Source organism: Mesorhizobium sp. BAC0120 (genome assembly GCF_033542235.1).
Classification (GTDB): domain Bacteria; phylum Pseudomonadota; class Alphaproteobacteria; order Rhizobiales; family Rhizobiaceae; genus JAWRCU01.
This window is the reverse complement of sequence record NZ_JAWRCU010000028.1, coordinates 20,768-44,052: the sequence shown is the minus strand read 5'-3', so window position 1 is coordinate 44,052 and position 23,285 is coordinate 20,768. Positions and strand designations below refer to the sequence as shown.

At 63.3% G+C, this 23,285-nt stretch carries 25 protein-coding genes; 16 read left to right on the top strand and 9 right to left on the bottom strand.

Annotation, left to right across the window (positions count from 1 at the left end):
* Position 1: 1 nt before the first annotated feature.
* Positions 2–1,036 carry an OmpA family protein gene (locus SAZ10_RS31935; protein WP_318613561.1) on the bottom strand — a complete coding sequence of 345 codons (1,035 nt, stop codon included), beginning with the start codon at positions 1,034–1,036 and terminating at the stop codon, positions 2–4.
* A 404-nt stretch (positions 1,037–1,440) separates the two neighbouring features.
* Here SAZ10_RS31935 and SAZ10_RS31930 point away from each other — a divergent pair, with 404 nt between their 5' ends.
* The 3 genes from SAZ10_RS31930 (at position 1,441) to SAZ10_RS31920 (ending at position 5,230) form a co-directional block, all read left to right on the top strand.
* A complete protein-coding gene (locus SAZ10_RS31930; protein ID WP_318613560.1) occupies positions 1,441–1,731 on the top strand; it encodes a DUF5132 domain-containing protein in 291 nt (96 codons plus the stop codon).
* Positions 1,732–1,779: 48 nt separating this feature from the next.
* Entirely contained in the window at positions 1,780–2,079 is a 300-nt protein-coding gene (locus tag SAZ10_RS31925) for a DUF5132 domain-containing protein (RefSeq protein ID WP_318613559.1), read from the top strand.
* A 61-nt stretch (positions 2,080–2,140) separates the two neighbouring features.
* Entirely contained in the window at positions 2,141–5,230 is a 3,090-nt protein-coding gene (locus SAZ10_RS31920) for an HAD-IC family P-type ATPase (RefSeq protein WP_318613558.1), read from the top strand.
* A gap of 209 nt (positions 5,231–5,439) precedes the next feature.
* On the opposite strand, the gene SAZ10_RS31915 is transcribed toward SAZ10_RS31920, so the two are convergent.
* Entirely contained in the window at positions 5,440–5,916 is a 477-nt protein-coding gene (locus SAZ10_RS31915; protein WP_318613557.1) for a hypothetical protein, read from the bottom strand.
* A 75-nt stretch (positions 5,917–5,991) separates the two neighbouring features.
* Between SAZ10_RS31915 and SAZ10_RS31910 the strand changes: the two genes are divergently transcribed.
* The gene (locus SAZ10_RS31910) at positions 5,992–6,675 is read left to right on the top strand and encodes an HMA2 domain-containing protein (protein WP_318613556.1); all 684 of its coding nucleotides are present in this window, start codon (positions 5,992–5,994) and stop codon (positions 6,673–6,675) included.
* 103 nt (positions 6,676–6,778) lie between these two features.
* Here SAZ10_RS31910 and secA read toward each other — a convergent pair whose 3' ends face one another.
* Entirely contained in the window at positions 6,779–9,526 is a 2,748-nt protein-coding gene (gene secA / locus SAZ10_RS31905) for a preprotein translocase subunit SecA (protein WP_318613555.1), read from the bottom strand.
* 250 nt (positions 9,527–9,776) lie between these two features.
* On the opposite strand from secA, the gene SAZ10_RS31900 reads away from it, so the two are divergent.
* Positions 9,777–10,679 carry a peptidylprolyl isomerase gene (locus SAZ10_RS31900; RefSeq protein WP_318613554.1) on the top strand — a complete coding sequence of 301 codons (903 nt, stop codon included), beginning with the start codon at positions 9,777–9,779 and terminating at the stop codon, positions 10,677–10,679.
* 508 nt (positions 10,680–11,187) lie between these two features.
* On the opposite strand, the gene SAZ10_RS31895 is transcribed toward SAZ10_RS31900, so the two are convergent.
* A complete protein-coding gene (locus SAZ10_RS31895) occupies positions 11,188–11,610 on the bottom strand; it encodes a hypothetical protein (protein ID WP_318613553.1) in 423 nt (140 codons plus the stop codon).
* Positions 11,611–11,747: 137 nt separating this feature from the next.
* On the opposite strand from SAZ10_RS31895, the gene argJ reads away from it, so the two are divergent.
* The 5 genes from argJ to SAZ10_RS31870 all read left to right on the top strand — a co-directional run bounded on the left by argJ (position 11,748) and on the right by SAZ10_RS31870 (position 15,094).
* Positions 11,748–12,989 carry a bifunctional glutamate N-acetyltransferase/amino-acid acetyltransferase ArgJ gene (gene argJ / locus SAZ10_RS31890; RefSeq protein WP_318613552.1) on the top strand — a complete coding sequence of 414 codons (1,242 nt, stop codon included), beginning with the start codon at positions 11,748–11,750 and terminating at the stop codon, positions 12,987–12,989.
* A 4-nt stretch (positions 12,990–12,993) separates the two neighbouring features.
* Positions 12,994–13,782 (top strand): GNAT family N-acetyltransferase, encoded by a 789-nt coding sequence (locus SAZ10_RS31885; RefSeq protein ID WP_318613551.1) that lies wholly within the window; start codon positions 12,994–12,996, stop codon positions 13,780–13,782.
* On the top strand, positions 13,775–14,188 hold the full coding sequence (gene mutT / locus SAZ10_RS31880; protein ID WP_318613550.1) for an 8-oxo-dGTP diphosphatase MutT: 414 nt from the start codon (positions 13,775–13,777) through the stop codon (positions 14,186–14,188). The genes SAZ10_RS31885 and mutT overlap by 8 nt, the downstream gene beginning before the upstream one ends.
* A gap of 195 nt (positions 14,189–14,383) precedes the next feature.
* Entirely contained in the window at positions 14,384–14,698 is a 315-nt protein-coding gene (locus SAZ10_RS31875) for a hypothetical protein (protein WP_318613549.1), read from the top strand.
* 219 nt (positions 14,699–14,917) lie between these two features.
* A complete protein-coding gene (locus SAZ10_RS31870) occupies positions 14,918–15,094 on the top strand; it encodes a Flp family type IVb pilin (RefSeq protein ID WP_318613548.1) in 177 nt (58 codons plus the stop codon).
* Positions 15,095–15,139: 45 nt separating this feature from the next.
* Here SAZ10_RS31870 and SAZ10_RS31865 read toward each other — a convergent pair whose 3' ends face one another.
* A complete protein-coding gene (locus tag SAZ10_RS31865; protein ID WP_318613547.1) occupies positions 15,140–15,997 on the bottom strand; it encodes a methyltransferase domain-containing protein in 858 nt (285 codons plus the stop codon).
* Between the two features lie 123 nt (positions 15,998–16,120).
* Between SAZ10_RS31865 and SAZ10_RS31860 the strand changes: the two genes are divergently transcribed.
* The 5 genes from SAZ10_RS31860 (at position 16,121) to SAZ10_RS31840 (ending at position 19,535) form a co-directional block, all read left to right on the top strand.
* A complete protein-coding gene (locus SAZ10_RS31860) occupies positions 16,121–16,918 on the top strand; it encodes a ComF family protein (RefSeq protein ID WP_318613574.1) in 798 nt (265 codons plus the stop codon).
* 22 nt (positions 16,919–16,940) lie between these two features.
* Complete coding sequence (gene grxC, locus SAZ10_RS31855; RefSeq protein ID WP_318613546.1) at positions 16,941–17,210, top strand: glutaredoxin 3; 270 nt, start codon at positions 16,941–16,943, stop codon at positions 17,208–17,210.
* An 8-nt stretch (positions 17,211–17,218) separates the two neighbouring features.
* Positions 17,219–18,088, top strand: a complete 870-nt coding sequence (locus SAZ10_RS31850) for a carbon-nitrogen hydrolase family protein (RefSeq protein WP_318613545.1) — start codon at positions 17,219–17,221, stop codon at positions 18,086–18,088.
* Positions 18,085–18,510, top strand: coding sequence for a DUF1178 family protein (locus SAZ10_RS31845; RefSeq protein ID WP_318613544.1), 426 nt, complete (start codon positions 18,085–18,087; stop codon positions 18,508–18,510). Before SAZ10_RS31850 ends, SAZ10_RS31845 begins: the two co-directional genes overlap by 4 nt.
* A gap of 116 nt (positions 18,511–18,626) precedes the next feature.
* Positions 18,627–19,535 (top strand): DMT family transporter, encoded by a 909-nt coding sequence (locus SAZ10_RS31840; protein ID WP_318613543.1) that lies wholly within the window; start codon positions 18,627–18,629, stop codon positions 19,533–19,535.
* Positions 19,536–19,540: 5 nt separating this feature from the next.
* On the opposite strand, the gene SAZ10_RS31835 is transcribed toward SAZ10_RS31840, so the two are convergent.
* Positions 19,541–19,924, bottom strand: coding sequence for an MmcQ/YjbR family DNA-binding protein (locus SAZ10_RS31835; RefSeq protein WP_318613542.1), 384 nt, complete (start codon positions 19,922–19,924; stop codon positions 19,541–19,543).
* A 113-nt stretch (positions 19,925–20,037) separates the two neighbouring features.
* Entirely contained in the window at positions 20,038–20,613 is a 576-nt protein-coding gene (locus tag SAZ10_RS31830; protein ID WP_318613541.1) for a winged helix DNA-binding protein, read from the bottom strand.
* 103 nt (positions 20,614–20,716) lie between these two features.
* On the opposite strand from SAZ10_RS31830, the gene SAZ10_RS31825 reads away from it, so the two are divergent.
* Positions 20,717–21,835 carry an LLM class flavin-dependent oxidoreductase gene (locus SAZ10_RS31825; protein ID WP_318613540.1) on the top strand — a complete coding sequence of 373 codons (1,119 nt, stop codon included), beginning with the start codon at positions 20,717–20,719 and terminating at the stop codon, positions 21,833–21,835.
* Between the two features lie 69 nt (positions 21,836–21,904).
* On the opposite strand, the gene SAZ10_RS31820 is transcribed toward SAZ10_RS31825, so the two are convergent.
* A complete protein-coding gene (locus tag SAZ10_RS31820) occupies positions 21,905–22,240 on the bottom strand; it encodes a GIY-YIG nuclease family protein (RefSeq protein ID WP_318613539.1) in 336 nt (111 codons plus the stop codon).
* Positions 22,241–22,297: 57 nt separating this feature from the next.
* Positions 22,298–23,086: a bifunctional 2-polyprenyl-6-hydroxyphenol methylase/3-demethylubiquinol 3-O-methyltransferase UbiG gene (ubiG, locus tag SAZ10_RS31815; protein ID WP_318613538.1), complete on the bottom strand. Its 789-nt coding sequence runs from the start codon at positions 23,084–23,086 to the stop codon at positions 22,298–22,300.
* Between the last annotated feature and the right edge of the window lie 199 nt (positions 23,087–23,285).

Here is a 23,285-nt window from a genome sequence, read left to right as displayed (position 1 = left end):
CTCAGTTGTTCCACATCACGATCTCGACGCGGCGGTTCTTGGCGCGGTTCTGCGATGTGGTGTTGGGGACGCGCGGGTTGGCCTCTCCAAAACCTTGCGTTTTCACGAGATGCGCGGGGAGGAGACTTCGCGACGTGAACCAGTCGGCCACGGCCTTCGCCCGTCGCTCGGACAGGTTTTGGTTGTACGCTGCCGCACCGGTGCTGTCGGCATAGCCGTTGATGTCGATCGAACGGAGACGGGGCGTCGTCCTTGCCTTGATCGTCGCCGCCGCCTGGTGAAGGATCGCTTCCGCTTCGGGTTTCACGATCGCCTTGTCGAAATCGAAAAGCACGTCGCCGCCCAGCACCATCACCATGGAGTCGTCACCGACCGTGACCCGCGTCGGCCCGTCATTGGTCATGGTGTCCTTGCCCCGCTCGCCGTCGAGCATGAGCTGAAGCTCCGCAAGGGACTTCGACCAGTATTCGTCAGTTGATAGTTTCCACTGGCCCTCCCGCCTTATGATGTAGTGGATGTAGGGGAACAGCTCGTCATTCTCGCCCCTGTCCGTGCGTTCTCGGTTCCAGCTTTCGACGATGTGCGCCTGCTGCTCGACATTATATTCCTTCCATGGTGCTCCACGCGTGAACTCGTAGCCCGCGCCAATCTTCTGCGCGTAGATGCTGCGGAGCTTCACGCTGTCTCCGCGGTGGAACTGCCAGACGTGAGTCATCTCGTGAACGAACACGTCCCTTGCTCGGTCGGGATAGCCCGGAACGGCGCGCTGCAGGGGTTTGTCGTCCGCCAGGTCCCAATGCACGGCTTCGCCGAAATTCAGGAAATACTTCAGCCGGTCGAGAGATGCGGGCGGGCCGCTCTGAAGGAACTCGAGGAACGAACGATCGAGCGTCCAGATGGAACCGTCGTCGCCGAGGCCGTCTGTCACGCCGATCGTGTCGAGCGCTGGCAGCGAATGATGGAAGACGTGCCATGCGAGGCTGCGCTCGTGTGTCGTGAGCTTTCTGAAGAGGTGGGCAGGACGGAACCAAGCCATGGGATCACTCCACAGGGAGGGGCAGTGCCGATCTGCCGCGGCCGCGCGGACGCAGTTCGCTATCCCGGTGCCTCAGCCGCGGCGATTGGCTGTAGCGGCGAATCTAGCCGGGCGACGTTTCGGTAATGTGCTCCGGAGCGGCCCTTCGTGTTTCGGTTGTTTCAGCCGCGGGGCGACGGGGACAGTTTGCTTTTCCCCGCAAAGGGAGGCGGTGCTTCGATGGACGCGCGGGCGGAAAGCTCTCGCATTTGCGCGAATACGCCGTGGCGGTATTCGGGCTTCTTCAATGTGACTGTCAGGCGACAAATTGGTGACAAAATTCGGTGATCACGTGGAACCGCTCCGGCGGCCATTCGTTGGAGCCCATCCTAGCTCAGAATTCATCAAACCAGAGGGAGCAAGGCATGGCGCTCAAGGGAGCCAATATCCTTGCCGGTTTGGCGATCGGCATCGGAGGAGGGCTGCTTGCACCTCTGGTCGCCCCGATCCTCAAGCCGTTCGGCAGGTCGATACTCAAAGCCGGACTGGCGGCAACCGATCAGGCGAAGGTTGCATTCGCTGAACTCAGTGAGCGCACCGGAGACATCCTCGCCGAAGTCAGGTCAGAAATTGAAGAGGAGCGTAACTCGACTGTCCAGCAGCCGAAGCCCAAAGCGCGTCCTGACGGCGACAAGAACCACCGAGCCGCGATCTGAGCGCTGCTCGACCAAGGAGGGGTGGAGAGAGAACAAGAGGCAGTCCCAATGGCACTCATAGAAGACGCACTGAAAGGCGGCAATATCGTAACCGGTCTGGCAATCGGTATCGGCGCTGTCGTCCTGGCGCCGCTGGCAGTCCCTGTGTTGCGTCCGCTCGCCAAGACGGTTCTGAAGGCCGGCCTGGTGGCCTACGACCAGGCCCGGGTTGCGGTAGCAGAGCTGAACGAGCAGGCCTCCGACCTCGTTGCCGAAGCCAGATCCGAAATGTCCGAGTTGGAGACTGAAACGAAGGGCATTGCGCGACGGCCCGCGGAGGGCAAGCCCGCACGTCCCGCCGGTACTTAGCTCTCAAGCTCTATGATCGTGAACCGGTGACTCTGCCGGCCTCGGCGGCGGAAGGGACCACATGCACTCGGGCAATGTCACTCGACCGACCGCCGATGCTGCCAGGTTTGCGGAGCCACCGCTGCGCCGAAAGCGCAAGATGAGCGCTGCCAGTCCGGCAAAGGAGCCGGCGCCTGGGTTTGGCCCCGTACCTTCCATCGTGCCAGTTCACGCTGCCGTGCCCGGCCGCGTCAGGCTGAAGGTCGCAGGCCTGCAAGCATCGCCTGCGATCAAGGAACTGCTGGAACGAGGAGGTCGCGGTGCGCCGGGCGTATCCAGCGTAGGCGCGAGCGCCCTGACAGGAAACCTCCTGGTCCATTTCGAGCCGAAGACATCGCTCGACACCATCATCGAGTATCTCGCGGCCCTCCTGCGGGGCGACCCCGTCGCGGCAGGGCGACATCCCGACGCTGGGCCCGAGTGGCACACGCTTTCGCCCCGGCGCGTGGGCGCGATGCTCGAGGTTTCTGCAGATGAAGGATTATCGCGACAGAATGCGCGCGCCCGCCTGGCGAGCACCGGTCCCAACGTGCTCCAGGCCATGCGCGCGCGCTCGAGCACGAGTATCCTCCTCGAGCAGTTCCAAAGCTTGCCGGTTGGGATGTTGCTGGGGGCCGCAGCGATCTCGATCCTGACAGGCGGAGCATTGGAGGCGGCGGCAATCCTCAGCGTGGTCGGCATCAATGCCGCTATTGGCTATTACACGGAGAGCCGGGCGGAACGAACGATCCGAAGTTTGGAAAGCGAGGGCCCGCGCACAACGAAGGTGATGCGCGAAGGCGTGCTATCTGCTGTTCCGGTGCGGGACATCGTTCCCGCCGATATCCTCTGGGTAGGGCGAGGCGATGTCGTTCCGGCGGACGCGCGTCTCATAAGCGCGGACGCCCTGACGGTCAGCGAAGCGATCCTGACGGGTGAAAGCGTACCGGTGTCCAAGACCGCCGCTACGATCAGAAAGGCCAAGCTACCCCTCGGGTCGCGTTCGAACATGATCTATCGCGGGACGATGGTGACCGGCGGCAGCGCACGCGCAATCGTCGTCGCAACGGGCCCGTTCACGCAGGCCGGTCGTATCCAGCGGCTGGTGGCGGAGACAGTGGCGCCTGAAACGCCCATCCAACGAGATCTCGGCAATCTGGGCCGACGGCTGGGCTGGATGACGATCGGTGCTTGTGCGCTCCTTGTGTTGGGCGGTTGGCTGCGCGGCTTCAGTTTCCTGCAGATGGCGCGTTCGTCGCTGTCCGTCGCCGTTGCCGCCGTCCCGGAAGGCCTGCCTATGGTGGCGACGACCACGCTGGCGCTCGGCGTAGAGAAGCTGCGGCGCAAAGGGGTCCTCATCCGCAAGTTGGAGGCGGTGGAGACGCTCGCTGGGGTAGAGCTTGTCTGTTTCGACAAGACGGGAACGCTCACGCTCGGCCAGATTGCCGTGGAGACGGTGCGGATCGGAGACAAGGCGTATTCCATCAACGGCGCCCGCGAGCCCGTCGGCGTGAGCGGTCCGCTGCGCGAACTCCTGGAAACGTCCGCGCTGTGCAACGACGCGCGCATTGCCCACAACCATGAAGGCGTGCATTTGAGCGGCTCCCCGACCGACAGCTGCCTCGTCCAGGCAGCCCTCGACGCCGGTGTCGACGTCGCGTCGCTCCGCAGGCGATTTCCCATCACATCGATCCAGCACCGGACCGAGTCGTCTCGCTTCATGGTCACGCATCATCAGGTAGAAGGCAGGACGCTGATCGCCATGAAAGGGAGTCCGGATGAGGTCCTGCGGCGCTGCAGCGCCGAGTTGCTGCCCGACGGGACCGAGCGACACCTCACCCCTGATCGGAGGGCGGCCATCGCCCAAGAAAATCTCGTGCTGGCATCCCAGGCACTGCGCGTTCTGGGCGTCGCCCGCAAGCAAGGGAATGCCTCCAAGTTGAACGGCAGCGGCGTCCATGATCTGGTCTGGCTCGGCCTGGTCGGAATGGCCGATCAAGTCCGACCCGGGGTTCCGGAGCTGCTGGACGAACTGCACCGGGCAGGCATTCACACGATCATGCTCACCGGCGACCAGAAAGCGACCGCTCAAGCGATCGGCGAGCGCGTCGGGCTGAACGGCCACGGCAAGCTAGGGGTCATCAACGCCGTTGATATTGATGGAATGACCGCGGCGGAACTCGTACGGGCGGCACAGCGTGCCCAGGCACTCAGTCGCGTGAATCCAGCGCAAAAGCTGCGGATCGTCCGCGCGATCCAGGAAGCCGGCGTGAGGGTGGCCATGGTCGGCGACGGCGTGAATGACGGGCCCGCATTGAAGGCGGCCGATGTCGGGGTTGCGATCGGCCGCGGCGGCACGAGCCCGGCCAAGGAAATCGCGGATGTCGTCATAGATGGTGCAGAGCTAGGCAGCCTTGGCCCCGCCGTCGAAACAGGCCGAACCACACACCGCAACGTCCGCAAGACCATCCGATACCTGGTCAGCACGAACCTCAGTGAGATGCTAGTGGTCCTGGCGGGTACTTCCATCGGCATGAGCGCGCCGCTCGCGCCGATGCAGCTCTTGTGGATAAATCTGGTGACCGATGCGCTGCCCGGTATCGGTCTGGCGATGGAACCGCCCGAATCCGACGTGCTGCGCCAGCCGCCCGGGCGAGAACCGGCGATCTTGTCCCGCAGGGAGATCGGCAGCCTGGCTGCACAGGCGGCGATCATGGGTGGCGCATCGATGGGAGCCGGTCTTTTCGGCGCGGCCCGTTACGGACTGAACTCGCCGCGCACGAGAACGATGACTTTCGGCAGCCTTGTCATCGCCCAGCTGCTGCACGCGATAACGTCCCGCTCACAATCGCACAGCGTCTTTGGCGGGCGGTCACGACCGTCAAATCGGGCGCTGTCTCTAATCCTCGGCGGAACAGCCGTTCTCCAGGCGGCGTGCCTGTGCGTCCCGTTCTTGAGGCGGGTTCTAGGCATTGCGCCGATTGCGGCCGCGGACGCCCTCGTCACGCTCGCTGCGGGCATCCTGCCCTTCGTCGCCATGGAATGGACGAAGGCGAGGCGCGAAACCACCCAGAATGAACTGATGTGGTCACGGGACATGGTGCAATGGCATCCGGGCCAGAGAGGCGCATGATCCCATCAGAAAAGTCCGCGACTTTTCGGGATCATGCTGTCGTCCTTTGGTGCATGATCTCATCCGAAAAGTCTGCAACTTTTCGGGATCATGCTGTCGTCCTTTGGTGCATGATCTTGTCCGAAAAGTCTGCAACTTTTCGGGATCATGCTAGTGTCCCTCAACGCATGATCTTGCCCGAAAAGTCTGCAACTTTTCGGGATCATGCTCTAGGCCGCAAGCAAAACGGCCTCATCCTCGAGCGAGCGGCCGAGCCGCTTGAGACTCGGACGTGTCAGCGCCTGCACCACCACCCGAAGCACCGGCTCGGCGACAATTTCTGCCAGTTGCGCAAGGGGGTGCCGCGCACATGCGAAAGGCAGAAGCTTGATCAAGAGCAGAGCCGCTTCGGCTCGGAGAGAGTCCGCAGCGCCATCGCCTTCGGCCGCGATCGGATCAATGGCAGACGGCACGATTGCCAATGCAGGAATGCCATTGCAGAGCGCCAGCGTGCCTACGCTGCCGTCATGCACGATGACAATGCTTGCCGCTGCAGGGTTGACCGTAACGCTCAGCACGCCCTCGATGCCAACCAGCTCCGCCTTCAGCGCGGCGAAGAAGCCGGCATTGTCGCGGGCAGCATGTATCTTGAGCCTCAGCCGGCCAGGAGTGCGGTGCGCGATATGGGCTTTCAATCGTCGATGCATTTCGTCCTTATGCCATCCTTGTTTCTAAGACGTGGGATTTCGAGGGATGTCATATGACGTTCGTGCGAAGGTCTGATGACAGTCGAGAGGCAAATCATGCTTCCTAAAGCTACAGTCGAACACGCAATGCCTGGACGTCTCCGGGTGAGAATTCCGGAACTCCGCCATGACGCTTCGTATTTTCGCTCGACAGTCGAGAAGCTCGCCAAACACCCGGAAATATCGGCATTGTGGGCGAATCCCGTCACCGCAAGCATTGTCATTCAGCATCAGGCCGATTTGCCTGCCATCCGAGACATCGCCACGAAATCCGAAGTGTTCGACCTTCAGGAGGCGCCTTCTTCTTCAGCTCTGCGCTCGAATGGCCCGACCGCACAGCGACCGAATGGACGGTCGGCGCAGAGACGGTTCTCCACCGCGAATGAGAAGGCGGCCACGCTCGCGACAGGCGATGCGGCCTCCATCGGCCTGATGAGCCTCAGCGCTCTCCAGGCGATGAGAGGCTATGCCGTGGGGCCAGCCAGCGAGAATTTCTGGAATGCTTTCGGGGCGCTGCGCATCCTGAACAATCCCATGGTTGCGCTCGTCTTCGGCGGTCTGGGACTGCTGCAAGTCATGCGAGGCCGGTGGGCGGGATCGGCAACATCCCTGCTATTCTATGCTTTCGCGATCAGGCAGATAGCTGGTGCCGGCCCTCGGCAAGATGGCCGGCCGAACGGCCCGGAACATGGGCGCCAGGCAGTCCTGCCACAGCAATAGCGCAGGCGGCGGGGGACAGTTCACCTTTTCCTGCCTTGCGCCACGTCAAACTGCCGACGCCTCTCTGCGGAAAACGCAAACTGTCGCCGGGAGTTACACCGCCTCAGGCATATGCGCCGTGGCAGTGCTTGTACTTCTTGCCCGAGCCGCAGGGGCAAGGCTCGTTGCGGCCGACCTTGCCCCAGCTGCTCGGGTCCTTGGGATCGCGCTGTTCGGCGGGCACTGCATGGTGTTCGGCACGCGTGAGCGTCATGACACCGGCCCCGTCACCCGGATAGCCCTCGCCGAAATCGTCTTCGCCCGTCGTGCCGTCGATATGGCTGCCAAACGTCTCGGGTGCCTGCGGCGGCGGGGCTTCGGCAGCCTGGCGCACCAGTTCGACGCGCATCAATTGCGCGGTGACGGCCTGACGCAGGTTGCCCAGCATCGCCTGGAAGAGCTCGAAGGCTTCGGACTTGTATTCATTCAGCGGGTCGCGCTGCGCATAGCCGCGGAAGCCGACGACCGAGCGCAAGTGATCGAGATTGACCAGATGCTCGCGCCACAGATGGTCGAGCGTCTGCAGCACGATCGAGCGCTCGACATAGGCCATGATATCGGCGCCGAAGCGCTGGGCACGGTCAGCCGCAGCCACATCCGCGGCCGCGGTGATGCGCTCGCGGATCGCGTTCTCCTCGATGCCCTCTTCCTTGACCCAATCCTCGATCGGCAGGTCCAGGTTGAGGTTGGCGATGCAGCTCTCCTTGAGGCCGGCGGCATCCCACTGTTCGGCATAGGCCTGCTCGGGGATATGGCGGGCGACCATCGCCTCGATCACCTCGGTGCGCATCTCGGCGACGGTGTCGGATATGTTCTCTCCGTCCATCAGCTCCAGCCGCTGGTCGAATATGACCTTGCGCTGGTCGTTCATCACGTCGTCATATTTGAGAAGGTTCTTGCGGATGTCGAAGTTGCGCGCCTCGACCTTCTTCTGCGCCTTCTCCAGAGCCTTGTTGATCCAGGGATGGATAATCGCCTCGCCCTCCTTAAGGCCGAGGGTCTTCAGCATCCCGTCCATGCGGTCGGACCCGAAGATGCGCATCAGGTCGTCCTGGATGGAGAGGTAGAACTTAGAGCGGCCGGGGTCACCCTGACGGCCGGAGCGGCCGCGCAGCTGGTTGTCGATACGGCGCGACTCATGGCGCTCGGTGGCGAGCACATAGAGACCGCCGGCGGCGAGCGCCTTCTCTTTGAGGCGCTGGATATCGGCGCGGATCGCCGCCTCCTTTGCGTCGCGCTCGGGACCTTCCGGCATGTCGGCAAGCTCCTGGCGAATGCGCATGTCGGGGTTGCCGCCGAGCTGGATGTCGGTGCCGCGGCCGGCCATGTTGGTGGCGATCGTGATCGCGCCCGGCACGCCGGCCTGGGCGACGATATAGGCCTCCTGCTCGTGATAACGCGCGTTCAGCACCTGGAAGTTCTTGACACCCTCCTTGCGCAGCCGCTCGGCGAGCAGTTCCGATTTCTCGATGGAGGTGGTGCCGACCAGGATCGGCTGGCCCTTGGCATTGGCGTCGCGGATCTCCTGAATGATCGCCTTGTACTTCTCCTCGACCGTACGGTAGACCTCGTCGTCCTCGTCGATCCGGATGACGGGCAGGTTGGTCGGTATCTCGACCACGTCGAGATTATAGATGTTCCCGAACTCCTCCGCTTCCGTCGAAGCCGTGCCGGTCATGCCGGCGAGCTTCTTGTACATGCGGAAGTAATTCTGGAAGGTGATGGATGCGAGCGTCTGGTTTTCGGGCTGGATCGCCACGTGCTCCTTGGCCTCGAGTGCCTGGTGGAGCCCTTCCGAATAGCGGCGGCCGGGCATCATGCGGCCGGTGAACTCGTCGATGATGACGATCTCGCCGTTGCGCACGATATAGTCCTTGTCGCGCTGGAACAGGCGGTGGGCCTTCAGCGCATTGTTGACGTGGTGGACCATGGCGACGTTTTCTACGTCGTAGAGCGACTCTCCCTTCAGCAGGTTATTCGCCTTCAGCATGCCCTCCACCTTCTCCGTGCCCTGCTCGGTGAAGATTGCGGTGCGCTGCTTCTCGTCGACCTCATAGTCCTCGGGGCCAATCTTCACGATCAAGGCGTCGACGGTGTTGTACATCTCGGAGCGGTCTTCGAGCGGGCCGGAGATGATGAGCGGCGTGCGTGCCTCGTCGATCAGGATCGAGTCCACCTCGTCGACGATCGCGTAATGGTGGCCGCGCTGCACCATCTGCGAGCGCTCGTATTTCATGTTGTCGCGCAGATAGTCGAAGCCGAACTCGTTGTTGGTGCCGTAGGTGATGTCGCAGGCATAGGCAGCGCGTCGCTCGTCGTCGGTGAGGCCGTGCACGATGACGCCGGTCGTCAGCCCCAGGAAGGAATAGACGCGGCCCATCCATTCGGAGTCGCGCTTGGCAAGGTAGTCGTTGACGGTGACGACGTGGACACCCTTGCCTTCGAGGGCATTGAGATAGACGGGCAAGGTCGCGACCAGCGTCTTGCCCTCGCCGGTGCGCATCTCGGCGATCGAACCGGAATGCAGCACGCTGCCGCCGATGAGCTGGACGTCGAATGGGCGCAGCCCGATGGCGCGCCTGGCGGCCTCGCGCACTACCGCGAAGGCTTCGATAAGGATGGAATCGAGTGTGGCGCCGTCCGCGAGCCTTGCCTTGAATTCGTCGGTCTTGGCCCGCAGCTCGGCATCGGTGAGCTTGCTGATCTCAGGCTCCAGCGCCGTAATTTGTGCGGCACGGGGACGCAGCGACTTGACGCGCCGGTCGTTGGAGGAGCCGAAGATTTTGCGGGCGATCCCGCCGAGACTGACCATCCACTGGTCCTTTCATTCCAAAGCTTTGGGCGGATCTTGCCGGGTTTACCGGCCCAACCCGCCTGATACCGTCAGATGGCAGGGTCTACCAATCAAAAACGTCCAGAAAACGGTTCTGGACGCAAGGATGAAGGACAGATAAGAGGGGGCCGGACCGATGTCAACGTAGCAGCGAAGCCCTCTGCGGCGCGGAAATCTGCCAGTTTTCGCGACAAATCGCCTCGCGATCCGACCTTCCGGAGTTCTTGTCATGAACACATCCCCGTTACGCGGCCTGCTTGTCCGCCTCACCGCCGTTGCCGCCTTGTTGATTATCGGGACGGCGGCTGGATTCGCTGAGGACAAGCCACAGCCGACGCCAGCTGCGCCGCCGGCGCCCAACACCGTGCTCGGCACCGTCAATGGCCAGCCGATCACTGAGGCCGACCTGGAGCTGGCCCTCGCCGACCTCGACCAGCAGTTCTCGCGTTTGCCGGAAGAGCAGCGCCGCGCGGCTGCCATGTCCGCGATCATCGAAATCAGGGTGCTCGCGGCAAAGGGTGTTGAGGAGGGCCTCGACAAAACGGATGAGTTCCAGCGCCGCATCGCCTTCCTGCGCGACCGCTCGCTGCACAGCGCTGTGGTCGAGAAGGATGTGGCCGGCAAGATCACCGACCAGGACATTCGCGCCCGCTACGACCAGGAGGTCGCGAACCAGCCGCCGGTCAATGAGGTGAAGGCCAGACACATCCTCGTGAAGACCAAGGAAGAGGCCCAGGACATCATCAAGCAGCTCGACGCCGGCGGTGACTTCGAAAAGCTCGCCAACGAGAAGACGAATGATCCGAGCGGCAAGACCTCCGGGGGCGATCTCGGCTGGTTCGGCCCGGGTCAGATGGTGCCGGAGTTCGAGAAGGCGGCATTCGCGCTGAATGCGGGCCAGTACACGAAGGAGCCGGTGCAGACGCAGTTCGGCTGGCATGTGATCAAGGTCGAGGACAAGCGGGCCAAGCAGCCGCCGGCTTTCGAGCAGGTGAAGGACCAGGTGCGCTCGATGCTCTTGCGCGACGAGTATTTCGCGTTCGTCAAGCAGGTCCGCGACGCTGCCAAGATCGAGATCGCCGACCCTGACCTGAAGAACTCTGTCGGGCAACTCGAAAAATCCCAGCAGTAGACTGACGTTGAGGAGGGGCGCCTGGCGCCCTTCCCAGCGACATTGCTCTGACGCTCAGCTCCGTCGCGCCGGCTTTCTCGGTCCTGCGTTGGAACATGGCTCTTCGAGAGCGGTTCTATGCGGGGGCCAAGTGAAAGGTGACGTCATGGCGCGATGCGACGTTTGCGGGAACGACTACGACAAGTCCTTCTCAATTTCGATGGCAGGACAGAGCTACACGTTCGACAGTTTCGAGTGCGCGGCCCAAAAACTTGCGCCGACCTGTGCGCATTGCGGTTGCCGGATCTTGGGGCATGGCGTCGAGGAAAATGACGTCATCTACTGCTGCGCTCATTGCGCGCGGGAGGAGGGCGCGAGCAGCGTGGTCGACCACGCTGCGTGACAGATCAACAATCGCCTTTCGGCCGACGCCCTGCCGTCGCGCAAAATCGAATCGACGAAGGCGCGCACGGTCGTGTGACGCCAATCGGACCGTCAGGCCTGAATCCGACCGACAGGCCTGGCGAGGCTATGCTTCTCCGAGACCGATGTTGCTTGCAAATACGCGATGGTGCTCGACGAATTCCGGCCGGTCGAGCAGGAAGCGGTCGTCCTCCGGGTAGTAGACAGCGCGCTCGGGATTATCTCCGGCGAAGCTGCGCACGGCCTCCATGTCGCGCCACCAGCTCAGCGTGCTGACTTCGCTGACGCCGTCGCCTAGCGTGCGCATCATCATCTGGTAGCCGAGGTTGCCAGGGGTTTCTGAGTACTCCTTCAACCCCGTCTTTGCGATATAGGCGACATATACCGCCTCGTCGGCGGTCCTGATGCGGCCGCTCCATTTGCGCAGGATGATCTGGGGTTCGCACATCATCGCCTCCTCCAAAGCCAGCGCAACACTGCCCGAGAGCCGGAGATGGAACAAGGCTGGGGCATTACCGGATCCGAGCATGCTGACATCCGACATCGCCGTTCGGTTGCGCAGCCTCGGCTCGCATGGGAGGCCATGGTGCCGGAGCGAGAAAACGCCTTGCGCGTGCAAACCGTCTGGGGCAAACGATGCCCGTCCCTCACATTTCCAGAGCTTCCATGTCGACCAAAGTCTCGCCGCTTGCCCCGAAGACCTACGCCGAGCTGCCGCCGATCGAGGGTGTGCGGATCGCCACTGCCGAGGCCGGCATCAAGTACAAGCATCGCACCGATCTCATGATGATGGTGTTCGATGAGGAAACCGAGGTCGCGGGCGTCTTCACGCGCTCGAAATGCCCGTCCGCACCGGTCGACCTCTGCCGCGCCAATCTCGCGGGCGGCAAGGCGCGAGCGCTCGTCGTCAATTCCGGCAACGCCAACGCCTTCACCGGCAAGAAGGGGCGGGAATCGACGCGGATGACGGCGGATGCCGCCGCCAAGGCGGCCGGCTGCAAGGCGGAGGAGGTCTTCCTCGCTTCGACCGGCGTGATCGGCGAGCCGCTGGATGCCGGGCGCTTCGCTCATCTGCTGGACGACCTCGCCGCCAAGGCCGAGCCCGGCCGCTGGGCTGACGCCGGCAAAGCGATCATGACCACGGACACCTACCCGAAATATGCCACCGCGACGGTGAAGCTCGGCGACACTGAGGTGACGATCAACGGTATCGCCAAGGGCGCCGGCATGATCGCACCGGACATGGCGACGATGCTCTCCTTCGTGGCGACCGATGCGCCGATCGCTGCACCGGTGCTGCAGGCGCTGCTTTCGGCCGGCGTCGGCAAGAGTTTCAATGCGGTGACCGTGGACAGCGATACGTCGACGAGCGACACGCTGCTCCTGTTTGCGACCGGAACGGCAAAGAAGCGCGGCGTGGCGTGCATTTCCGATGCGAAGGATCCGCGGCTCGCGCCGTTCCGCCGGGCGCTGGACCGCGTGCTGAAGTCGCTGGCGCTGCAGGTGGTGCGGGACGGGGAAGGCGCGCGCAAGCAGGTCGAGGTGACCGTGACCGGGGCGAAGTCGCCGCGGTCTGCGAAGAAGGTCGCGCTGTCGGTCGCCAACTCGCCGCTGGTGAAGACGGCGATCGCCGGCGAGGACGCCAATTGGGGCCGGGTGGTGATGGCCGTCGGCAAGGCCGGCGAGCCGGCCGACCGCGACCTCCTATCGGTCTGGTTCGGCGATATCCGCGTTGCATTTCAGGGCGAGCGCGATCCGGACTATTCCGAGCAGGCGACTTCGGCCTACATGAAGCGCGATGAGGTCGCGATCCGCGTCGATCTCGGGCTCGGCAGCGGCAAGGCGACGGTCTGGACCTGCGACCTCACCAAGGAATATGTCGAGATCAACGGCGACTACCGGAGCTGATGGATTGACGGCGAAGCGCACGGAGCGAAAGCCGGATTTTGCCAGGGTGCGACGCTTCGAGGCGGCAGGCTTCCGGGCCTGGCCTGCTGCATCCGTGCAATATGACGGCACCTGGGCGATCAGGCTGACTGCCGGTCATCCGGCGAAGCGCCTCAATTCGGTAAACCCGCTCGACCCGGCCGATGTCGGCGACATAGAGGGGCGGATCGGGCGGATCGGGCGCCGCTTCGCCGCCTATGGCCGCCCGCTCACCTTCAGGCTCTCGCCGCTTTCGGGCAGGGAACTGTCGGCCTATCTCGACCGGGAAGGCTGGTCCTATTTCTCTGAGTCGCTGGTGATGCGGCTTGACCTTGATCAGGCGGATTTTTCCGAGGCCATCGACCAGATCCCGCTCAAGGACATCGCGCGCTTCGTGACGGCGGCGCTCGCCGTGCGCGGCGCAGGGGAGTCGATCCGGCCCGGTCTCTCCGAGGTAATCGGCTCGATCCAGCCGGACGCAGGGCTCTTCGTGCATCAGATCCACGACAAGCCTGTCGTCAGCGCGATCTGCGTACATGACGGCGAACTTGCCGGGCTGTTTGAAATTGCGACCGACCCTGGCGAGCGGCGCCAGGGACACGCGCGGCGGTTGGTGCTCTCGGCGCTGAAATGGGCGCGCCAGCACGGCGCCGGCCAAGCCTGGCTGCAGGTCGAAGCTGATAACGGGGCCGCTCTGGCGCTTTACCGCTCGATCGGCTTTGTCGAGATCTATCGCTACCATTACCGGCAGCCGGCGGGAAGCGCTCATGGATAGCCCTGTGAAGCCTGTGCTGCTCGTCGCCGCATGCGCTCTGGTCGATGCGGACGGGCGCGTGCTTATTGCGCGGCGGCCTGAGGGCAAGCCGATGGCTGGGCTCTGGGAGTTTCCCGGCGGCAAGGTCGAGCCGGGCGAGACGCCCGAGGAGACGCTGATCCGAGAATTGCATGAGGAGCTTGCGATCGAGACCAAGGCCGCATGCCTTGCGCCGCTCACCTTCGCGAGCCATGCCTACGAGAAGTTTCACTTGCTGATGCCGCTGTACGTCTGCCGGCGCTTCTGGGGCACACCGCAGCCGAAGGAGGGGCAGGCACTCAAATGGGTGCGGCCGAAGCAGTTGCGCGACTACCCGATGCCACCGGCCGACGCGCCGCTGATACCCTTCCTGATAGACCTTCTTTGAGGGGCTCTCCCGGGGACAGTTTACTTTTTTCCGCAGAAAGCTGGCGGCAGTCGAGAACTTGCGCCAGCGGAAAAAGTAAACTGTCCCCAGTACCCAATCCGGCGACCAACAATTAATCAATCCTTTATCCCGGCATGAAAAATTGATTCAAAGGCGGCACTTCGCCCGTCCATCCAGGCAACCGGGGAGCACATCATGGAAAACGAATGGGATGTGGTGCGCAACGACCGCGGCTGGCCGGTCGGCGGCACCGGCATGGGGCTATTGCGCATCGCGCTGCTGTTCGGGTCGGCGGCCATCGCGCTGGCGCTGATCCTCACTCCGCTCGCCGAGAACCAGACACGCTCTTATTTCGCGCAGGGCACTACGCGTTTCGGCCTCGACGAGTTCACGACCGGAAGCATCAATAAAGGCGACAGAACCTACACAATCCGCAAGAGCGTGCTGCAATCTTCGCCGGATTCGATATGTGTTATTCAAAGCAACGGCCGACGGGCCGGTGACTGCTGAACACGCGGAGCTTGACGGTTTCGATAGAGCCCATTCACCCCGATCCGGGGTTTTTTCGCAGCACGATCTCATCAGAAACGTGACGGCGCTTTGCTTCGCCGACCGTCGGTTCGACATCGTGCCGGTGGTCGGACACAGCCTTTCATATATGGTTAATGCTGCGGCGTTAATGTTTCTTAACGGCCGACGCCTTAGGTTCCTGGCGAAATGGATACTGTCATGCGAACGACTATCAGCAGATTTCTCGCAGACCGGCACGGGGCGACGGCAATCGAGTACGGTTTGATTGTAGCGGTTCTTTCCCTGGCGGTCGTCGCCGGCGTTGAAGGGGTCAAGGACGCCCTCCTCAACATGTTCGGCTACGCGACAACTACTCTGGAGCAGACCGGCAATTGACGCCGAGCCGCTTCACTGGCCTTCTGCTCGACATCCTGCCCAGGACTATTTCAGCAATTTGGTGAGCGATACTTCGGCGCTGCCGGGCTTCAGCGGCTTCTGCTGCGAGGCATGCGGCGCCCAGCCCGACATCCACACGATCGAGAATGTGGCACGGACGCGGCCGTCGGGGTCCGAGAATCTCTCTCCATAAAGTTCGGCGGCGCGGGCGAACAGCCGCCGCGAGCCCGGCCGGCGCGAGCGCGCGGTCAGGGCGTTCGCAGCGCCCATGGCGCGCAGGTCGCGCATCAATGTGAACATGGAATCATAACGCACGGTAAGCGCCTCCACGTCGGCTACGGGCAGCGCGAAGCCTGCCCGCTGCAGAAGCGCGCCGGCGTCGCGGACGTCCGTGAATGGCGCAACGCGCGGACTTGCGCCGCCATAGATCTCCGTTTCTGCGACGAGCAGGGTCTCGCGCAGCTCTGCAAGCGTGCCGCCGCCGGCGATCGCGCCGAGGAACAGGCCGTCGGGCCGAAGCGCCCGGCGGATCTGGATCAGCGCACCGGGAAGGTCATTGGCTTCGTGCAGAGAGAGCAGCGATACGGCAAGGTCGATGCTTTCCGGTTCAAGCGGGATGTGGCCGAAACTGCCGACCATGCCGGGCCCGCCGCCGAGGAAGGCTTGATCCGTCTCTATGCGGACCAACTCTCCTGCCTTGCCGCTGGCGAGCACCGCGTCGCCAGCGGCGGGGGTCAGCGAGAACAGGGCGGCGGCCTTGGCAAAGCGCCGCTCGACCGTCGATAGCCGCTCGGCAAGATCCTCTGCGGCGCGGTCGAGCAGGAAGGATATCCCGGGCGTTGCCGCCATGAGTGCGCGGTGCTTGTGCCGGAGAATGAGCTGGTCGTCGAAAATCGGCTGCAAGGCTTGATCCGAAAGCTTCTTTGGCGGATAGCCTGCGGCCGGGCTGCAGGCTATTCTCTGATGTCTCTGTTGGCGTACGTCCGGGGCGGAAAACGGGTGCCCGCGTTTTCCGGACGCGCTTTGATGGGTTACCACGTGGCGGATCGGGGGAGAGAGTTCAAGGTCTTTGCAGGACGAGCGCTCGGCTGGGCTGCCGACGTGCTGTTCCCGCCGGCTTGCGCTGGTTGCCGCCGACTAGTTGCGGAACCGGGAACTCTGTGCGGCGAGTGCTGGCCGAAGCTCAGGTTCCTGGAGAGGCCATGGTGCCCGGTGATGGGCACACCATTCATGCATGACATGGGCGAGGGCTTCCTTTCGGCGGAGGCGATCGCCAACCCGCCGCCGTTCCGGCGGGCACGCTCCGCTGTCGTCTATTCAGGCGTGGCGCGTCAGATGGTGCAGAGCCTGAAATACCATGACGGCACAGGTCTCGCACCGTGGATGGCGCGCTGGATGCTGCGCGCCGGTGCCGAGCTCATCGCCGAAGCCGATGTCGTCGTGCCCGTGCCACTTCACTGGCGCCGCTTCGTCCGGCGACGCTTCAATCAGTCGGCGGAGCTGGCGCGGGCCGTCGCCAAGGGTGGGGGCAAGCCGTTCGCGCCGGAGGCCGTGACGCGCATCAGGGCCACCCACCAGCAGGTCGGTCTTGGGCTTGCCGCCCGCGAGGACAATGTGCGGGGCGCTTTCCGCGTGCCTTCTGAGCGCGAAGTGCTCGTGCGCGGCCGGCGTGTGCTGGTGATAGATGACGTCTACACGACAGGGGTGACGGCAGGCGCCGTGACGCGCGCATTGAAGCGGGGTGGCGCAGCAGAGGTCGATGTGCTCACCTTCGCGCGTGTGCTGCCGGGGGACTTCTCGGCGAGCGAGGCGGAGCTTATATAGCTGCCCACAAGCAGGTAAAATCATGGCGGATGTCACGATCTACACACGAGACTGGTGCGGTTACTGCGAGGCGGCCAAGCGTCTGCTCGACCAGAAAGGCGTGAGCTATACCGAGCACAACGCTACCGCCACGCCGGAGGCGAGGCAGGAAATGATCAGCCGCGCCAATGGCCGCATGACGTTTCCGCAGATCTTCGTGGGCGAGGTGCATGTCGGCGGGTGCGACGATCTCTACGCGCTCGACCGGCAGGGTCGGCTCGATGACCTGCTTGCAACCGGACAGTTGAACTGAGAGGGACGATGGCGAGTTTCAAGGCAGCCGCGATCCAGATGCGTTCGGGGACCGATCCGGAGCGCAATGCGGCGACGTTCGAGGCAAAAGTGCGCGAGGCTGCCGCCGGCGGTGCGATCTATGTGCAGACTCCCGAGATGACGGGCGCGCTCGTGCGCGACAAGGCGGCGCTCGCCGCCGCGCTGCTTCCCGAGGAGCGCGACCTGATTGCCGGTACCGCGGCGCGGCTCGCAGGCGAGCTCGGCCTATATCTCCATGTCGGCTCTACTGCGATCGCCAGGACCGACGGCAAGGTCGCGAACCGCGCCTTCCTGTTCGGGCCCGACGGGGCGCGCATCGCCACTTATGACAAGATCCACATGTTCGACGTCGATCTCGACCATGGTGAGAGCTGGCGCGAATCTGCGACCTACGAGCCCGGCACCGAGGCAGTCGTCGCCGACCTGCCGTTCGCCAGGCTCGGCTTTGCCGTCTGCTATGATCTGCGCTTCCCGCAGCTCTTCCGTGCCGAGGCGCTGGCCGGGGCCGAAGTGCTCACCGTGCCGGCCGCTTTCACGCGGCAGACCGGCGAGGCGCATTGGCACACGCTGCTCAGGGCGCGCGCGATCGAGAACGGCGCTTGGGTGATCGCGGCTGCGCAAGGCGGGCTGCATGAGGACGGGCGCGAGACCTTCGGGCACTCGCTGATCGTCGATCCCTGGGGCCGCATCGTGGCCGAGCAAGGAAGTGACGAGCCCGGCATCGTCTATGCCGACATCGATACGGCCGTGGTCGCCGAGGCGCGCAAGAAAATTCCCAACCTCAGGAACTCGCGCGAGTTCAAGGTCAACGAGGTCGCGCCGGGCGCGAGCGTCGACAAGCTGAGGGCGGCATCTTGATCCGTTTCACTTTGGGCTGCGAGCAAGGCCATGAGTTCGATGGCTGGTTCCGCAGCAGCGACGATTTCGACAAGCAGAGAAAGCGCGGGCTGATCGACTGCCCCGAATGCGGCTCGCACAAGGTCGAAAAGACCCTGATGGCCCCGGCCGTCTCGACCAGCCGGAAAAAGGAAAAGGTGGCGCTCGCGATGAATGCCGAGCAGCGTCGTGTCATGACCGAAATAAAGGCGCTGACCGAAAAGCTGCGCGAGAATGCCGATTATGTCGGCAACAAGTTCGCCGAGGAAGCGCGCAAGATCCATTTCGGCGAGACGGAGCCGCGCGGCATCTATGGCGAGGCCTCTCCGGATGAGGCAAAGAGCCTTGCCGAGGACGGCGTGCCGTTTGTGCCGCTGCCGGTGTTTCCAGATGACAGGAATTAGAAATAGCGTACTGAGCACCTCACCATTCAGCATTGGCTATTCGCTATTCGCTATTCCCTATCCGCTATTCACTCATTTGATCTGAACCTGGCGATCAACCTTCGCGAGGCTGCGCAATGACCGTTGGTGCCGAAGATATCCGCACGAACAGGCTGTGGGAGTCCGCAATCGGCCTGCTGGTCATCACCGGCGGCTTGCTCGGGCTCACGCTGCCTTTCGGCAAGGTTGCCACCGCCGCCGGCGTGCCGGCGATCGTGTGGGCTCTGGTGATCTCCGGCGGCGCGGGCGGCGTGCTCATCGGTGCTCTTCTCATCACGGGCCGTCGTTTCAAGCTCACCGCGCATCGGTTGCGCTATTTCGCAATCGCTGCGGCGATCTCCTATGCCATCCCCAATCTTCTGATGTTCTCGGCCATCCCGCATCTTGGCGCGGGTTATGCGGGCATCATGTTCACACTTTCGCCGGTCATCACGCTGGTGCTTTCAATCGCGCTCGGGGTGCGCCGGCCCAATTTGCTCGGTGTCGCGGGGATAGCGATCGGCTTCGTCGGCGCGGTGATGGTAGCGCTGACGCGAGGCGAGGTCGGCCAGCCGGCCGAAGCCTTCTGGGTCATCGTCGGACTGCTGATCCCGGTGTTTCTTGCAGCGGGTAACATTTACCGGACATTCGACTGGCCGCAGGATGCCGGGCCGATCGAGCTCGCTGCCGGTAGCCATCTGGCGGCAGCAAGCATGCTGCTTATCCTCCTGTTCGCGACCGGCAATGGCGGTGCGTTAATTGCGCTCGGTAGCGTTCCGGGCGTGACGCTTGCCCAGGTCGCATCCAGCGCCGCCATGTTCGCCTTCTTCTTCAGGCTGCAGGCGGTCGGCGGGCCGGTCTATTTGAGCCAGATCGGCTATGTCGCCGCCGCCGTCGGACTGTTCTCGGGGACGGTATTTCTCGGCGAGCACTACCAGACGCTCACCTGGATCGGGGCGTTCATCATCACCATCGGCGTCCTGATGACGACAAAGGCGCAGAAATGAAGCAGTCAAGGCTTGCGCACAGTCGCGAGCCAGGCTGTCGTCGATAGCGTGATCGCATCGAGACCGAGCCCTTTCTGAAGGGAGGCTGGCGCCACATTGCGCCAAGCCATGAGCAGCGCACTCTTCAGTGTTACCTCGTCCGCATGCGCAAGCATCACCTCAGTCCATCCCTGCCGGCCCCACCCGCCAATGACCGGCTTGAATAGGGACGGCTCGCTGCTGATGAGCATCTCCTGCTGGTCGGGCGTCAGTTTGACGACCGCATGGGCATCTTTGGGGAGCGTTGCGAAGATGCGGTTGCGGACGCGGAAATCCGGCCGGCCGAAATGCGCCTTCTCCTCCGCATCGGGAAGGGCGAGGGCGAGCTGTCGGACGGTTTCCTTATCCATGATGCACGGGTCCTAAATTCAGTGACGGCCAGTTGGCCGAGCTGCCCGCCAGGATGGATCAATGGGATCGGGTAGTCTTGAAGGAATGTTACCGCGAGGCCGCAGATCTTCCGCTAACCGCCTTTCACTTCGGGCTGCGGATGGCGTTGGCGGTGAGTGGCAGCCGCCCGCGCCGCCTCCTCATAGATGCCGGTCATGAGTTCCAGCGTTCGCGCCGCCACCTCGAGCTTGCCGGCAAGATCCGGGATGCGCTTCACCGCGCCGATCAGCAGCACTTCGCGTATGTCGGCATAGCGCTCCGTCACGCGCTGCCCGAGGGGCGTGACCTCGTAGGTGACGCCCGCGCGTCCGCTGCCGGTGCGCTTAACGAAGCCACCCTTCAGGAGCTTGCGCAGGCTATACTGGATGTTGGGGATGTCCTCCCGGTTGGTCATCAAAGCGAGGTCGCGCACGCTTTTGGGCCGGTCGTTCATTCTGATGATATGCAGCAGCGCGTTCTCCGGCCCGCTTGCCGAGAACTCGATCACGGTCGCCAAGCATTCGGCCTGCCACCGGCCGAAAGCTTCATAAGACCGCATCAGCGCGTACTCTACCTCCGTCACGTCGATTTCCAGCGGCGTGCGGGCGAGGTGCCAACCGCGATCCAGAAGATCGTCTGATGTTCCCAAAGGTGTTTTCCGCTTGCTCATGTGCCGGCTCCCCGCCGGCAAGCATGCATGGATTGCAAATTGCGTCCATGTGAATTTATGATAGACTTTTTATCATAAATTATAAGCAATAGGGGAACCAGACATGAGTATGCTCGACGCCTCCAACTCGCAGCCGTTCTTCCTCGGCACCTTTGCGTCCAACTGCTCCGGCGGCATGACTGTCACGAAGGTTCCGGAGCGCTGGGTAAGCTCATGGGACAACAATCTGCGGCTCGCTCGTCTGCTCGACGACGCGGGCGTCGACTTCATGCTGCCGATCGCGAGGTGGATTGGCTACGGCGGCGAGACCAACTTCCATGGCAGCGTGCTGGAGACGATGACCTGGGCAACAGGGCTCCTCGCCCACACCCGCAACCTCACCGTTTTCGCCACCATCCACACGGCCGCCAACCATCCTGTGGTCGTCGCCAAGCAACTCGCGACCATCGACCAGATCAGCGGGAGCCGCATCGGCCTCAACATTGTCGCCGGCTGGAACAAACCCGAATACGAGGCTCTCGGCCTGACCCTGCCCGACGACCACGAGACCCGTTACGGCTACGCGCAAGAGTGGTTCGATGTCGTCAGGGCGTTGTGGACCCGTACGGGGGCCTTCGACTGGGACGGCGCCTTCTTCAAGCTGAGGAACGTGCTCGGTGATCCACGGCCGGCAAAGCCCTTGCCGATCATCAATGCCGCCGGATCCGAGCAAGGCCGCAAGTTCGCGGTGCGCAATGCCAACTTCCTGTTCACGCCGGCGATCGACCTCTCGCGTTCCAAAGCGGAAGTTGCGGCGCTGAAGGAGCAGGGAAGGGAGGCCGGCCGCTCTGTCGAGGTGCTCACCTTCGCGCATGTCGTCTGTCGGCCAACCGAAAAGGAGGCGAAGGACTATCTCGAACATTTCGGCCGGACGAATGCCGATTGGGAGGCCGTCGACAATCTTGTGCGGCTGCAGTTCGCTCACGCGCAATCCTTCCCGCACGACCTGCTGGCATTGATCCGCGACCGCATGGCGGCGGGACATGGCGGGTTCCCCCTCACCGGCACGCCGGAGCAGGTTGCCGACGGAATCGCCGGCTTGCATGCTGCGGGCTTCCGCGGCACGACACTGTCCTTCGTCGACTATGCGGAGGAGTTCCCTTATTTCCGCGATAACGTTCTGCCCTTGCTCGAGGAGCGCGGCATCCGTGCTGCAGCCCCTCGCATGCAGTCGGCGATCTGAGCTCCGTGCCCGTCGCGTGAAGATCCGGATGGCACGGACATTTGCGGTGAGAATGTCTTGAAGCGCCGGCTAAACAAGCTCGGCTTCAAGAGCTGCACGCCAATACTGCAGCCGGTCCTTGAGCCCGGCGGCCTGGAAATAGGGTGAAGTCTCCTCGTCCAGCCGCTCGATAATCTCGAACGAAAAGGCACTGGCGCCCGAGTCGTTCCACGCAGCCTGAAGGGCGCGGTTGGCGCTGGCATTCTGGCGCAACATGAACCAGATCCGATTCTGTATCGTGGCGAGGTTCGGGGCGCTGCCAACCCAAACTTTTGCAGTCGGAAGGCAGCGGACGGCATAGATGCCGGCGATGACCTTCTCTTCCTTGTAGGCCGCAATAGCAGCCTTCCTATCGGGGCCTTTCATGAGACCTCGCGCAGTATCTCGTCGCAAAACCGTGGGGACACGTGTCTGCCAAATCGCCTAGACTGCTCCCGTATCCGACGCCGGTGCATCGGGCGTGGCCAGGCGTGGCTTCTCCGTGAGCACCATGTAGTTCACGTCCAGGTCCTTCGAGCGTTGCCACCGGTCGGCGAGCGGGTTGTAGACGACGCCGGTGCGGTCGACGATCGTCATGCCCGTCGGAGCGAGCGCCTTTTCCAGCTCTTCGGGCCGGACGAATTTGCTGAAGTTGTGCGTCCCGCGCGGCAGCCAGCGCAGCACATATTCGGCGCCGATGATCGCCAGCCCAAGCGCTTTCAGTGTCCGATTGATGGTGGCGACGAACATGAGCCCGCCCGGTTTCACCATCTCGGCGCAACGGGCGATGTAGAAATCGACGTCGGAGACGTGCTCGACTACTTCCATGTTGAGCACGACATCGAACCGCTCGCCGGCCTCGGCCAGATCCTCGGCGGTCGTGTTGCGGTAGTCGATCGAAACACCGGCCTGCTCGGCATGGAGCTTCGCCACCTCGATGTTGGTGGCAGAGGCGTCGGCGCCGACCACTTCGGCGCCGAGGCGCGCCATAGGCTCGCAAAGCAGGCCGCCGCCGCAGCCGATGTCGAGGAAGCGCAAGCCTTCAAACGGCTGCGCCGCGCGCGGATCGCGGCCAAAGCGCGTCGCCACCTCGTCGCGGATGTAGACCAGCCGGACCGGGTTGAACTTGTGGAGTGGGCGGAACTTGCCATTCGGGTTCCACCATTCAGCGGCGAGTGCCGAAAAACGGGCCACTTCGCCGGTGTCGATCGTCGTGCGTCGTGCTTCGGCCATGGGGATGATCTCCTCCGAGCACAGGAAGTCGGGCCGCGCCACGCGAAAGTCAAGGAGACAATCGCGGTCATGCCCAGGCTATCACCGTTGACTTGCCGAGCGCCTGCCACAGATGCTGAAAAACGGGCGCCGGCCGCTAACCCGGTGGTGGCCGGGTGTCGAAGGACCGACCAGAGCCGACGAACGGGGACATGGCTCC